Raw genomic sequence first — 13,029 nt, 5'->3', positions numbered from 1 at the left:
AGCATTCGATGCCAATTGAGCGTTTCGACACTGTCATCCTGGGCGCGGGTGCTGCTGGAATGATGTGCGCGATCCATGCCGCATCACGCGGCGGGCGTGTTCTCATCGTCGATCAGGCCAAAGCACCCGGCGAAAAGATCCGCATTTCAGGCGGGGGGCGCTGCAACTTCACCAATATCGGCACGAGCGCGCGGAATTTTCTGTCGAACAACCCACATTTCGCAAAATCTGCGCTTGGCCGATACACGCAGCATGATTTCGTTGCGTTGGTCGAAAAACACGGCATTGCCTATCACGAGAAGACGCTCGGGCAGCTCTTCTGCGATGATTCCGCCAAGGATATCATCGCAATGCTGATGGATGAAATGGCGCGCGCGGCATGCGAATTGCGCCTCAGAACCACACTGGAAAGCCTTGAGCGGGTTGATGACGGCTTTGCGATCACGCTTGCCGGCGATGGGGCTGCAAAAATTCGGTGCCGGCATTTTGTCGTCGCGTCCGGAGGAAATTCCATCCCGAAAATGGGGGCATCCAGCCTTGGCTATCAGATCGCCGGCCGGTTTGGTTTGGCGGTGACGGAAACGCGCCCGGCCCTGGTGCCGTTGACATTCGGTGAAGACGTTCTTGCCGGGTTTCGCGAGATTGCCGGCGTCGCGGCGGATGCGCGGGTCTCGCGCGGCAAGACCACATTCGATGAGGCGCTGCTGTTCACGCATCGCGGGCTGTCCGGCCCTGCGATTCTGCAGATCTCGTCGTACTGGCGCGAGAAGGAACCGATCAGGATCGCGTTCCTGCCCACGCAGGACGTGTTCGCCGACTTGCGCGCTTCCAGACAGGAAAACGGCCGCAGAAGCATCGCAAATACGCTTGGTGATATTCTGCCGAAGCGATTGGCCGCTTATCTCGCAGATGCCCACGGTTGGACGGGACCCATCGGCGACGCAAGCGACAAGAAGCTGGCCGCGATCGCTTCCATCATTCACGGCTGGGAGGTCATGCCCATTGGATCGGAGGGGTACCGGACCGCGGAGGTGACGCTCGGTGGTGTCGATACGTCCGGTCTGAACTCACGGACGATGGAAGCAAGGACGGTCGACGGCCTGTACTTCATCGGTGAAGTGGTGGACGTCACGGGCTGGCTCGGCGGCTACAACTTCCAATGGGCGTGGTCATCAGGCTGGGCCGCAGGGACCGCTATCGCCGAACGCACCGGCTGAGATGCCTGCGCGGCGCGATTTAAGATGCTCGCCAGCGTTCCCAGCCAGGCCATGCCGGAGGGGTCGAATGACCGGCGCTGTTCGAGAAACAGCGCTCTAACATATTGTCGTAAAAAGGATTTGGAGCGGGCGATCGGGATCGAACCGACGACATTCAGCTTGGGAAGCTGACGTTCTACCACTGAACTACGCCCGCATGCGCTCGCAGCGACCGCAGATCAACGGCGAGGACACGAATCTCATAGCGGCTTCCTGCGCGGGTGTCATCCGGCAATCGTGCGGGATGGGAGCCTGCGATTCACTCAGTCGCGAAAATGCTTCGAGAGCTTGAGCGCCTGGCCCTGGTAGTTCGATTTCAGGTCGGCGCCATAGAGCGCGTCCGGGCGTGCCGCCATGTGCTCGTAGACCAGCCGGCCGACGATCTGGCCGTCCTCGATGATGAAGGGCACGTCGCGCGAGCGGACCTCGAGAACGGCGCGTGAGCCCTTGCCACCGGCGCCGCCATGGCCGAAGCCGGGGTCGAAGAAGCCGGCATAGTGGACGCGGAACTCGCCGACGAGCGCATCGAATGGCGTCATCTCGACGGCATAGTCCGGGGGCACATGCACCGCCTCCTTCGAGGCCAGGATGTAGAACTGGTCCGGATCGAGGATCAGGGAGCGCGAGGCGTCCGCCTGGATCGGCTCCCAGAAATCGGCGACGCGGTAGGCACCGACCCGGTCGACATCGACGAGCGCGGTATGCCGCTTGCCGCGATAGCCCACGAGGCCGTCGAAGCCGGCGAGATCGACGCTGACGGCAACGCCGCTCTGGAAGGAGGGAGTGGCTGCGCTGACCAGCGTCTCGCGCTCGTGCAATTCGCCCAACGTGCGGTCGTCGAGCCGGGCATCGCCGGCTCGGAAGCGGATCTGCGAGAGCCGCGAGCCAGAGCGCACGAGGACGGGGAAGGTGCGCGGCGAGATCTCGATGAAGAGCGGGCCCTCATAGCCTTCCTCGACCAGATCGAACTCGCGCGCCCGGTCGGTGATGACGCGGGTGAAGACATCGAGCCGGCCCGTCGAGCTCTTCGGGTTCGCCGCGGCGCGCAGGCCCTGGGGCAGCGCCAGCCCTTCCATCAGCTCGGCGACATAGACGCAGCCGGTCTCGAGCACAGCACCCCTGGTCAGGTCGATCTCATGCAGGGCGAGCTGGTCGAGCCGCCGTGCGACGGTCGATCCCGGGCCGGGCAGAAAACTGGCGCGGACGCGGTAGGCCTTGTCGCCGAGTCTGAGGTCGAGGCTGGCCGGCTGGATCTGGCCCTCTGCGGGCGGCCGCGCGAGCTTGATCACACCTTCTTCGATGAAGGCACGGATGCGGCTGTCGGGCTGGATGCCGGGCAGGAAGGGCAGCATGAGCGTCGGACCTGTTCAGCCTGAGCTAGCGAAGCCTGGCATGAGGGCCAGGCGGGCCAGTCCTATCGCCCGTTTTCGGGGCGGTTGTCCATGCGGGAATCATTCTGCCCGCCGCCGCGCCGGGCCGGACGCAGGACTGGCCAGCGCGGCTTCGGGATTGACGCTGCCGCCGGCCGGTCCATAACAGGGACGTCGTTCCCGGCCCAATTCCGCCCGCCGGCGAACCGCAACGGCACGGAGCCGCTGAGCATGTATCAGGCGCAAACCCGAGGCGTGCGCGTGACCGCCGTTCCCGAGTTCATGGAACGGGAATCCGCCCATGAGCAGGGTCGCTATTTCTGGGCCTATACGATCGAGATCGTGAACCAGTCGCGACAGACCGTGCAGTTGATGACCCGCCACTGGTTCATCACCGATGGCCGTGGTGAGGTCCATGAAGTGCGCGGCGATGGCGTCGTCGGCAAGCAGCCGGTGCTGCGGCCGGGCGAGAGCTTCAGCTACACCTCGGGCTGCCCGCTGATGACGCCCGACGGCTCGATGCGTGGCTATTACGCCATGCTGGGCGAGGATGGTGTGGTCTTCGATGTCGAGGTGCCGCTGTTTCCGCTCGATTCCCCCTATGTGAAGAAGGTTCTGCATTGACCATTCCGACCACGGCCGCGCGGCGCTACACGCCGCTCGAAATGCTGTCGCGCCTCGTCGCCTTCGACACGGTGAGCGCCAAGTCCAATCTCGATCTCATCGCCTTCGTTGCGGACTATCTCGAGAGTTGGGGTGTGTCCTCGATCCGGATTCCCAATGCCGAGGGCGACAAGGCTGCGCTTTTCGCCACAATTGGCCCGGCCGATCGTGGCGGCATCGTCCTGTCCGGCCACACCGATGTCGTGCCCGTCGCGGGGCAGGCCTGGTCGAGCGACCCCTTCACCCTGCGCATTGCCGATGGCAGGGCCTATGGTCGAGGCGCCGTCGACATGAAGGGTTTTGTGGCGCTGGGACTGGCCCTCGTGCCGGAATTCCTGGCCGCCAGGCTGACGACGCCGATCCATCTCTTCCTGTCCTATGACGAGGAACTTACCTGCCTCGGCGTGGTGGACGGCATTGCCCGCATGGGGCGCGACCTGCCGCTGCCGCGCGCTGTCATCGTCGGCGAGCCGACCTCGCTCGAAATTGCCGACGCCCATAAGGGCATCCGCACCTTCAACACGATCGTCACCGGCTTCGCCGCCCATTCCTCTAAGCCGCATCTCGGCGCCAGCGCCGTCCATGCCGGGGCGTTGCTCGCCGCCGAGCTCGACCGGATGGCGCAGGAGCTGATGGAGCGGGCCGACCCGGCAGATCGCTTCGATCCGCCCTACGACACGGTCCATGTCGGCAAGTTCCATGGCGGCATTGCCCGCAACATCCTGGCCGATCGCTGCGAGCTCGGCTGGGAGGTGCGCACCCTGCCCGGCTCGGATCCCGACGAGGTGCCGGGTCGCTTCGCCGCCTATGCCGAGACGGTGCTCGCGCGCATGCGCCGCACCGCGCCGTCCTCGACGATCACGACCGTGATGACATCGGATGTGCCGGGCCTCGGGCCCGATGCCGGCTCGACGGCGGAGGCCCTCACGATGCGGCTTGCCGGCCGCAACAGCACGATTGCCGTGCCCTATGCGACCGAGGCCGGACATTTCCAGCGCGCCGGCCTGCCCACGGTCGTCTGCGGCCCGGGCTCGATCGATCAGGCGCATCAGCCTGACGAGTTCATCACGCTCGAACAGCTCGCCGCCGGCGAGGCATTCATGCGTGATCTGATGGAGAGCTGCCGGAGCTGAGAGGCTCTGAGCCCCGCATCGGTGACGGCAGGCCGCCGGGGCGAGCGTCGCCTCGGTGCGTTGGGGGCGAGGTCTGCCCAGCCAGCCGCAGCCCGATGTTCTGCCGTTCGGCGCGCCCCGGCGCACCGTCCCGGCCAGGTGCGTCGTCTTGCCCGTGCTGAACTTGCTCGCATAACGCCGTACACGTCGCAGCGCAGGTGCCCGTGCAGGGACGCCTGCGCTGTCTTGCCTCGCTTGCGCGCGGCACGCTTCACTGGAAAATGCATACGCTTAGTAATAATGTATGCAGACATTGATTGGATGTAGCGAGCGATGATCCGTTGCTCGCCGAACTCTGGTGAAGCGATGGAAAACGCGTCAATCTCGGCGCTCGCCTGCGGGAAACCTGCCTCGGCAGCGGCATGGGTGAGGAGCTGAGATGTTCGGTCTGACCGCACTCGAGCTGGCCCGCATCCAGTTCGGCTTCACCATCTCGTTCCACATCGTCTTCCCTGCAATCACGATCGGGCTCGCGAGCTATCTCGCCGTGCTGGAAGGCCTGTGGCTGTGGAAGCGCGACACTGTCTATCGCGACCTCTACCATTTCTGGTCGGCGATCTTTGCCGTGAACTTTGCCATGGGCGTCGTCTCGGGGCTGGTCATGGCCTACCAGTTCGGCACGAACTGGAGCTATTTCTCCTCCTTTGCCGGCAGCGTCACCGGGCCGCTCCTCACCTATGAGGTGCTGACCGCGTTCTTCCTCGAGGCCGGCTTCCTCGGCGTCATGCTGTTCGGCTGGAACAAGGTCGGACCTGGCCTGCATTTCTTCGCGACGATCATGGTCGCGTTGGGCACGCTCGTCTCTGCGACCTGGATTCTTGCGTCCAACAGCTGGATGCAGACGCCGCAGGGCTTTGAGATCATCGATGGCCGGGTCATCCCGGTCGACTGGCTGAAGGTCATCTTCAACCCGTCCTTCCCCTATCGTCTCGTGCATATGACCATCGCCGCCTTTCTCGCGACGGCCCTGTTCGTCGCCGCCTCCGGCGCCTGGCATCTGCTACGCGGCCGCGACACGCCGGCGATCAGGACGATGCTGTCGATGGCGATGTGGATGCTGCTGGTCGTCGCGCCGCTGCAGGTTGCCGTTGGCGATGCGCATGGCCTGAACACGCTCAAATATCAGCCGGCCAAGATCGCCGCGATGGAAGGACACTGGGAGAACAAACCCGGCGAGGGCGTGCCGCTGGTGCTGTTCGGTTGGCCCGACATGGCAGCCGAGACAACGCGCTACAAGCTCGAAATCCCCCGCCTGGGAAGCCTGATCCTGACCCATGACTGGAATGGCCAGATTCAGGGCCTGAAGGAGTTCGCTCCCGAGGACCGGCCCAATTCGACCATCGTGTTCTGGAGCTTCCGCATCATGGTCGGCCTCGGCTTCCTCATGCTGGCGCTCGGCCTCTGGAGCGTCTGGCTGCGCTGGCGCGGAGGATTGTACGAGTCGAAGCTGTTCCTGCGCTTTGCCTTGCTGATGGGGCCGTCGGGGCTGGTCGCCATCCTCGCAGGCTGGTTCACGACGGAGATCGGTCGTCAGCCTTGGATCGTCTATGGCGTGATGCGAACGAAGGACGCAGTCTCCAACCACTCGGCACTGGCGCTGTCGGCGACGCTGATCGTCTTCATCGTCATGTACATCGCGGTCTTCGGAACCGGTGTCAGCTACATGCTGAAGCTGGTGGGACATGGTCCAGAGAGCCACGGCCCGGAGCCGGAAGCCCATGGCGATGAGCTCTTGAATCAACGCCCGGCCCGGCCGCTCTCGGCCGCGCCGGATCACCTCGATGCCCCCAGCGGCGCCGGCAAGGGAGCGTGAGCGAGATGGGTATCGATCTTCCGATCATCTGGGCGGTGATCATCGGCTTCGGCCTGATGATGTATGTGATCATGGACGGTTTCGACCTCGGCATCGGGATCCTGTTCCCCTTCGTGAAGGGGCGGGAGGATCGCGACACCATGGTCAACACGGTGGCGCCGGTCTGGGATGGCAATGAAACCTGGCTGGTGCTGGGCGGCGCAGCGCTGATGGCCGCCTTCCCGCTCGCCTATGCCGTGATCCTCAGCGCGCTTTATCTTCCGCTCGTCCTGATGCTGGCCGGGCTGATCTGGCGCGGCGTCGCCTTCGAGTTCCGCTTCAAGGCCGATGAGGCGCACAAGCCGTTCTGGGACAAGGCCTTTGCCTGGGGCTCCTACATCGCCACCTATTTCCAGGGCGTGTCGCTCGGCGCCTTCATCAATGGCTTTGTGGTGCGCGACGGCGCCTTCGCCGGCGGCGCGCTCGACTGGCTGACACCGTTCAGCCTGTTCACCGGACTTGGTCTCCTGGTGGCCTATGCGCTGCTGGGCAGCACCTGGCTGATCATGAAGACGGAGGAACAGCTGCAGCAGCGCATGATCGCGCTCGCCCGCCCGATCGTCATCGCCCTGCTCGTCGCCATCGTGCTTGTCAGCCTGTGGACGCCATGGCTGCATCAGCGCGTGGCGGAACGCTGGTTCACGCTGCCGAACCTGTTCTTCTTCGCGCCCGTCCCCATCCTTGTCTTCGCGACGGCCGCGCTGATCCTGTCGGTGCTGAAGCGGTCGCCGCATGCAGCGCCCTTCCTGCTGTCGCTGGTGCTGCTCTTCCTCGGCTATAGCGGCCTTGCGATCAGCCTCTGGCCCAACATCATCCCGCCCGACATCTCGATCCGCGCGGCAGCGGCTCCGCCGCAGAGCCTGGGCTTCACCCTGGTCGGGGCGCTCTTTATCATCCCGATCATCCTCGCCTACACCGCGTGGTCCTATTACGTGTTTCGCGGCAAGGTGAAGGCGGGGGAGGGCTACCACTGATGGAGCCGGTCACTGCCCCTCGCAAGTCCTGGCTCAGCCGCTTCGGCTGGCTCGTCCTGATCTGGGGCGCAAGCGTGCTCTCGCTCGGCGTCGTTGCCCTCGGCTTCCGTCTTCTGATGAAGGCCGCCGGGCTGTCGCTCTGAGAGAACAGCGCCGGAGCGAGAATCGCGGCAGCGTCAGGGCGAGGTGTTCAGCCCCGCCTCGACCTCGGTCGGGTCGAAATCATAGCGCCGCGAGCAGAATTCGCAGGTGACGGCGAGCGTGCCGTCATCGGCGACCATGGCCCGGCGGTCCTCGGCGGAAAAGCCGCGCAGCATGCCGAGCACGCGCTCACGCGAGCAGCGGCAGGATTCATGCACGATCACCGGCTCGAAGACGCGTGCGCCACGCTCGTGGAACAGGCGATAGAGCAGCCGCTCGCTTTCCAGCATCGGGTCGAGCAGTTCGTGGTCCTCGACCGTCTCGACCAGCGAGCGGGCCTCGGCCCAGGCATCGTCGGCGATCCCGTCGGGGTGGTCGCTGGCCAGGATCTCGTGCCCCTGCGGGGCATCGCCCGGATGGATGTCGGCGGCGCGTAGCCGGTCGGGCGAGGTCGGCATGAACTGCACGATCAGCCCGCCAGCTCGCCATTGCCGTCCCGCGCCTGTGACGACGCTGCCGACGCCGAGCCGCACCCGGCTCGGAATCTGTTCGGACTGCTTGAAGTACTGGTGCGCCGCGTCTTCGAGGCTCTGATGTTCGAGCGCGACCACGCCCTGATAGCGCGTCGACTGCGAGCCCTGATCGACCGTCAGGCCGAGATGGCCCTTGCCGAGCAGATCGCCCGTGCTCAACGTGCCCTCAGCGACCGCCTGCTGTAGCCGCGCCTCGTCGTAATGCGCGACGGCGCGATAATTGTCGGGCGCGTTGAAATCGACCACCAGCATGGAGATCGGCCCGTCGCTCTTGGTCTGGAGCTGGAAACGGCCTTCGAATTTAAGTGCGGTGCCGAGCAGAACGGTAAGCGCGGCTGCTTCGCCAAGGACGCGCGAGACCGGCTCCGGATAGTTGTGACGCTCGAGGACTGTGTCGATCGAGGCGCCGAGCCGTACGACCCGGCCGCGAATGTCGAGGTCCGGGACCGTGAACGGCACGACCCGATCGTCTAGCGCCGCCGTCTCCGAGGGGGTGTCAGCGACGGCCATCAGGCTGCGACGCCGCCAAAGCACCAGGCCAGGATGCCCTTTTGCGCATGCAGCCGGTTCTCGGCTTCGTCGAAGACGGCCGATTGCGGGCCGTCCATGACCGCATCGGTGACTTCCTCGCCGCGGCTCGCCGGCAGGCAGTGCATGAAGATCGCATCCTTTTCGGCGCGACCGAGCAGGCGCTCGTCGACCTGGTAGGGGCGCAGCAGATTGTGGCGCGTGCCTTCCTCGTCCCCCATCGAGACCCAGCAATCGGTGATGACGCAATCTGCGCCCTCGACCGCGGCTTCGGGCCGGCTGGTCAGCCGGATCTTGGCGCCCTGCTTGCGAGCCCAGTCGATCAGGGCCGGCGGGGGCGACAGCTCTTCCGGCGTCGCGATCGCAAGCTCGAAATCGAGCCGCCCGGCCGCGTGCACCCAGGAGGTCAGGACATTGTTCGTGTCGCCTGTCCAGGCGATGCGCTTGCCGGTGATCGGCCCCCTGCGCTCCTCGAAGGTCATGACGTCGGCCATGACCTGGCAGGGATGCTGGCGCTTGGTCAGCCCGTTGATGACCGGCACGGTGGCATATTTCGCCATCTCGACCACGGAATCATGGTCGAGCATGCGGATCATGATGGCGTCGACATAGCGCGACAGCACGCGGGCGGTATCGGCAATGGTCTCGCGCTCGCCGAGCTCGATCTCCGCGCAGGATGGCGCGGAGCTGGTCGCTGGAGAAATCGGAAAGATCGAGGAAATGGCGCATCGTCGGCGCTTCCTTCAAAAAAAACGTGCCGTGGGCGGAGGGTTCGTTATTCGGCCGCCGGTCGCTTCAGGGTGGCCTCGACCGCTTGCGCAGCCCTTTCGAGCCGCACGATCGCCTCCGCGGCATCGGCCTCGGTGATGACCAGCGGCGGCAGCAGGCGCACGACATTGTCGCCGGCTGCGACGACCAGCAGCCCGGCCGCACGCGCCTCGACCACGAAATCGGTGTTCGGCGTGTTGAGCTTCAGGCCGATCATCAGCCCCTCGCCGCGGATCTCCGAGATCACGTCGGGATGGTGATCCCTGAGCTGGGCCAGCGACTGTCGCAGGCGCAGACTCATCTGCTGGACGTGATCGAGGAAGCCCGGCGCCAGCACGACATCGAGCACGGCATTGCCGACCGCCATGGCGAGCGGATTGCCGCCGAACGTCGTGCCATGCGTGCCGAGCGTCATGCCCGAAGCCGCTTCCTCGGTGGCGAGGCAGGCGCCCATCGGGAACCCGCCGCCAATGCCCTTGGCGATCGCCATGATGTCGGGCGCGACGCCCGAGAGCTCATAGGAGAAGAACTTGCCGGTGCGCCCCACGCCGGTCTGGATCTCGTCGAAGATCAGCATCAGGCCATGCGTGTCGCAGAGCTCGCGGAGCAGCTTGAGGAAGCGCACGGGCGCGGAGCGCAGGCCACCCTCGCCCTGGATCGGCTCGATCATCAGCGCAGCCGTCTCGGGCCCGATCGCGGCCTTCAGCGCGGCCTCGTCGTCGAAGGGCACCTGGTCGAAGCCGTCGACCTTCGGGCCGAAGCCGTCGATATATTTCTGCTGGCCGCCGGCAGCGATGGTCGCAAGCGTACGACCGTGGAAGGCGCCCTCGAAGGTGATGATGCGATAGCGCTCGGGATGGCCTTTCGCAGCATGGTACTTGCGCGCCATCTTGATGGCGCACTCATTGGCCTCGGCGCCGGAATTGGTGAAGAACGCCCGTTCCGCGAAGGTCGCCTCGCAGAGCCGCCGGGCCAGCCGTTCTCCTTCCGGCATGCTGTAGAGGTTTGAGGTGTGCCAGATGCGCGAGGCCTGCTCGGTCAGCGCCTGGACCAGATGCGGATGCGCATGGCCGAGCGCATTGACGGCGATGCCTGCGCCGAAATCGAGATAGCGCTGGCCGTCCGAGGCGACCACCCAGGCGCCTTCGCCGCGCTCAAGCGCGATCGGCGCGCGAGCATAGGTCGGCAACAGCACGGACTGGGAGGGATTAACGGGAGCAGGGGTCATGACAGGCGATCCTCACGGAAGGGCGAATGAGAACGGGTGGGCGCTGGATCGAAGAACGGAGTCGCGGGGCAAGAATTGGCAGCCCTCTGCGACCCGCCGGCGACATTATCGTCGCAGCCAGTTCCCGACGTCTCGTCGCGCCGTCATCCGCATCACCAAGAAGACCTTGATCCGTCAAAAACATAAGCGCCGCCCGTGGAAGGGCGGCTAGGTCGGCGAGACTATGCAAAACCGGTCCCCCGCTGTCAATTCCGCGCCGTAAGGTCAGTTGCTCCGCAGATGGGGGCTTGACCCGCGATCCGCGAATGGCTGGGGAAAAACCAATTTCCGATTCGGGGACTCTTGTGGCCGAGTCCCGGCATCTTGTATGGTCCGGTTTGTCAGATACGACATCTCGTGCGGCGTCTCCTGTACCGTCAATTCCGGGTGTAACGGCCTCCGTTTAACAGCGGGAGCTGCCGGTTTCGGATTCCGCCCACGATCGGCCCATAGGCCGGTTCCGTGAAGGAGCTGGCCCGATGAGACAGGTGAAGCCATGAACGACGTCGGAGCATGGACGGACGAACGCGTCGAGCTTCTCAAGAAGCTCTGGAGCGACGGACTGAGCGCCAGCCAGATTGCGGGCGAACTCGGCAACGTCACGCGTAATGCCGTGATCGGCAAGGTGCACCGGCTTGGTCTTTCCGGGCGAGCCAAGAGCCCGGCCGCTTCGTCGACGCCGCGCCCCCGCAAGGCGCCGACCCGCGCGCCGAGCCATCCTGTCGGCGGCAATGCCGGCATGACCCGTGGCGCCAATGCGCTCGCGCCGCAATATGAGCCCGAGGTCGAGGTCGAGGCACAACAGGCGCCGGCTTTGCCTGAGGACGTCGTGGTGCCGTTCTCCGATCGGGTCACCATCATGGACCTGCGCGAATATATGTGCCGCTGGCCGATGGGCGACCCGACCACGGCGGAATTCCGCTTCTGCGGCGGCCGTTCGCAGACCGGCATGCCCTATTGCAGCTACCACGCCCGGATTGCCTATCAGCCCGCGGCCGATCGCCGTCGCGACCGCAAGGTCGTGCGCGCCTGAGCCAAGGCTCCTTGGATCTGAAATCGAAGCCGGCCCCGCAAGGCCGGCTTTTTCATTGGGGCCCGCGGGAGCGGAGCGGGTGATCCCGACTTTACGGTCGCTTAACCCAGTTTGCGTCGCTCGAGGCGCTTGCTCCAGCGCGATAGCGCGTAGCAGATCAGCCAATAGATCGCCCCGGCAAAGGCATAGGCCTCCATGTTCATCCCGACCCAGTTGGGGTCGGCAAGCGAGGCCTGGGCGATGCCGAGCAGGTCGAGGATCGAGACGACGAGCACGAGCGTCGTGTTCTTGATCAGCGCGATGAATTCGTTGGTCATCGCCGGCAGCGAAATCCGCAAGGCCTGCGGCAGAACGATCAGCCCGGTTGCCTTCCAATAGGTCAGTCCCAGCGCGGTTGCGGCCTCGCGCTGGCCGGAGGGAAGCGCCTGCAATCCGCCGCGGACGGCTTCGGCCATATAGGCGGCGATGACGAGGCCGAGCCCGATCACGGCGCGCGCCAGGCGGTCGATGCCCGTGCCGCTCGGCAGGATCAGCGGCAGCAGCAGCGAGGCGAGGAAGATGACCGCGATGATCGGCACGCCGCGCCAGAACTCGATGAACAGCACGCTGATCAGCCGCACCACCTTGAGCTGCGACTGGCGTCCAAGCGCGAGCAGGATGCCGAGCGGGATCGCGATCAGGCTGGAATAGACCGAGATGAAGAGCGTCAGCATCAGCCCGCCCCACTCGCGCGTCTCGACCGGGCGCAGACCGAACCCGCCGGCAAGCAGCCAGACGCCGAGCGGTGGCAGGATGATCAGCGCCAGGATCGCGAGCCGGATCCGCATGGATTTCGGCGAGAGATAGAGGCCGAGCCCAGAGAGTGCGAAGATTGCTCCGGTGAGATCGGCCCGCCAGCGCTCGTCGACGGGATAGAGCCCATACATGAACTGGCCGAAGCGGGCCCGAATGAAGACCCAGCAGGCACCGCTGCCGGTGCAATCATTGCGCGTGGTGCCGGACCAGGTCGCGTCGATCAGCGCCCAGCGGATCAGCGGGACCGCGACCCAGGCGATGCCGAGTGCGAGGACCACTGTGAGGGCGGCGGTTGCCGGCGTGCCGAACAGCCTCTGGCGCCAGAGCGGAAAGGTCGCTGCGCTCATCGGGTCACCAGCGCGATCCTGGCATTGTACCAGTTCATGAAGGCGGAGACGGCAAGCCCGATCACCAGATAGACCGCTAGCGTCATGGCGATGATCTCGATCGCCTGCCCGGTATTGTTCAGCGCCGAGCCCATGAACAGGCTGACGACGTCGGGATAGGCGATGGCCGCACCGAAGGACGAGTTCTTCAGCACGTTGAGATATTGGTTGGTCATCGGCGGCACGATCACGCGCAGCGCCTGCGGGATGACGACGAGCCGCAGGATCTGGCCGGGACGCAGCCCGAGCGCTGCAGACGCCTCGCTCTGGCCATGCGGCACGGCCTGGATG

General features: G+C 65.3%; 12 protein-coding genes, 1 tRNA gene and 1 pseudogene. 7 read left to right on the top strand and 7 right to left on the bottom strand.

Annotated features, from left to right (window positions below; genetic code table 11):
* Positions 1 to 14 precede the first annotated feature (14 nt).
* Positions 15 to 1,217, top strand: a complete 1,203-nt coding sequence (locus AC1D34_RS07380) for a BaiN/RdsA family NAD(P)/FAD-dependent oxidoreductase (RefSeq protein WP_476823907.1) — start codon at positions 15 to 17, stop codon at positions 1,215 to 1,217.
* Between the two features lie 121 nt (positions 1,218 to 1,338).
* Here the strand turns inward: AC1D34_RS07380 and AC1D34_RS07375 are convergent.
* Positions 1,339 to 1,413 (bottom strand) — tRNA-Gly (locus AC1D34_RS07375).
* A 106-nt stretch (positions 1,414 to 1,519) separates the two neighbouring features.
* Complete coding sequence (locus tag AC1D34_RS07370) at positions 1,520 to 2,608, bottom strand: 2'-deoxycytidine 5'-triphosphate deaminase (protein ID WP_441491940.1); 1,089 nt, start codon at positions 2,606 to 2,608, stop codon at positions 1,520 to 1,522.
* Positions 2,609 to 2,857: 249 nt separating this feature from the next.
* Here AC1D34_RS07370 and apaG point away from each other — a divergent pair, with 249 nt between their 5' ends.
* From apaG to AC1D34_RS07345, 5 genes are all read left to right on the top strand, one after another.
* The gene (gene apaG / locus AC1D34_RS07365) at positions 2,858 to 3,250 is read left to right on the top strand and encodes a Co2+/Mg2+ efflux protein ApaG (protein WP_069878462.1); all 393 of its coding nucleotides are present in this window, start codon (positions 2,858 to 2,860) and stop codon (positions 3,248 to 3,250) included.
* Positions 3,247 to 4,422, top strand: coding sequence for an acetylornithine deacetylase (gene argE / locus AC1D34_RS07360; RefSeq protein WP_441491939.1), 1,176 nt, complete (start codon positions 3,247 to 3,249; stop codon positions 4,420 to 4,422). Before apaG ends, argE begins: the two co-directional genes overlap by 4 nt.
* A gap of 418 nt (positions 4,423 to 4,840) precedes the next feature.
* Positions 4,841 to 6,274: a cytochrome ubiquinol oxidase subunit I gene (locus tag AC1D34_RS07355; protein ID WP_476823890.1), complete on the top strand. Its 1,434-nt coding sequence runs from the start codon at positions 4,841 to 4,843 to the stop codon at positions 6,272 to 6,274.
* Between the two features lie 5 nt (positions 6,275 to 6,279).
* Positions 6,280 to 7,287 carry a cytochrome d ubiquinol oxidase subunit II gene (gene cydB / locus AC1D34_RS07350; protein ID WP_476775089.1) on the top strand — a complete coding sequence of 336 codons (1,008 nt, stop codon included), beginning with the start codon at positions 6,280 to 6,282 and terminating at the stop codon, positions 7,285 to 7,287.
* The gene (locus AC1D34_RS07345; protein WP_113516794.1) at positions 7,287 to 7,430 is read left to right on the top strand and encodes a DUF2474 domain-containing protein; all 144 of its coding nucleotides are present in this window, start codon (positions 7,287 to 7,289) and stop codon (positions 7,428 to 7,430) included. Before cydB ends, AC1D34_RS07345 begins: the two co-directional genes overlap by 1 nt.
* 33 nt (positions 7,431 to 7,463) lie before the next feature.
* Here the strand turns inward: AC1D34_RS07345 and AC1D34_RS07340 are convergent, their stop codons facing one another.
* The 3 genes and pseudogenes from AC1D34_RS07340 to AC1D34_RS07330 form a co-directional block, all read right to left on the bottom strand.
* Complete coding sequence (locus tag AC1D34_RS07340; protein ID WP_441491936.1) at positions 7,464 to 8,471, bottom strand: Hsp33 family molecular chaperone; 1,008 nt, start codon at positions 8,469 to 8,471, stop codon at positions 7,464 to 7,466.
* Positions 8,471 to 9,160: pseudogene (gene argF / locus AC1D34_RS07335) on the bottom strand (ornithine carbamoyltransferase); the annotation flags it as partial. The gene AC1D34_RS07340 and the pseudogene argF, both read right to left, overlap by 1 nt.
* Before the next feature lie 104 nt (positions 9,161 to 9,264).
* Complete coding sequence (locus AC1D34_RS07330) at positions 9,265 to 10,485, bottom strand: aspartate aminotransferase family protein (RefSeq protein ID WP_113516796.1); 1,221 nt, start codon at positions 10,483 to 10,485, stop codon at positions 9,265 to 9,267.
* A gap of 535 nt (positions 10,486 to 11,020) precedes the next feature.
* Here AC1D34_RS07330 and AC1D34_RS07325 point away from each other — a divergent pair.
* Complete coding sequence (locus AC1D34_RS07325; RefSeq protein WP_113516797.1) at positions 11,021 to 11,557, top strand: GcrA family cell cycle regulator; 537 nt, start codon at positions 11,021 to 11,023, stop codon at positions 11,555 to 11,557.
* A gap of 101 nt (positions 11,558 to 11,658) precedes the next feature.
* Here AC1D34_RS07325 and AC1D34_RS07320 read toward each other — a convergent pair whose 3' ends face one another.
* Both AC1D34_RS07320 and AC1D34_RS07315 read right to left on the bottom strand, forming a co-directional pair.
* On the bottom strand, positions 11,659 to 12,699 hold the full coding sequence (locus AC1D34_RS07320) for an amino acid ABC transporter permease (RefSeq protein WP_441491934.1): 1,041 nt from the start codon (positions 12,697 to 12,699) through the stop codon (positions 11,659 to 11,661).
* Positions 12,696 to 13,029, bottom strand: a 334-nt coding sequence (locus AC1D34_RS07315; protein WP_476823889.1) for an ABC transporter permease subunit, incomplete at its 5' end; no start/stop codon positions are given. The genes AC1D34_RS07315 and AC1D34_RS07320, both read right to left, overlap by 4 nt.

It is taken from the genome of Allobosea sp. P1_A7, from assembly GCF_056406775.1.
This window is presented reverse-complemented; position numbering and strand designations above follow the sequence as displayed.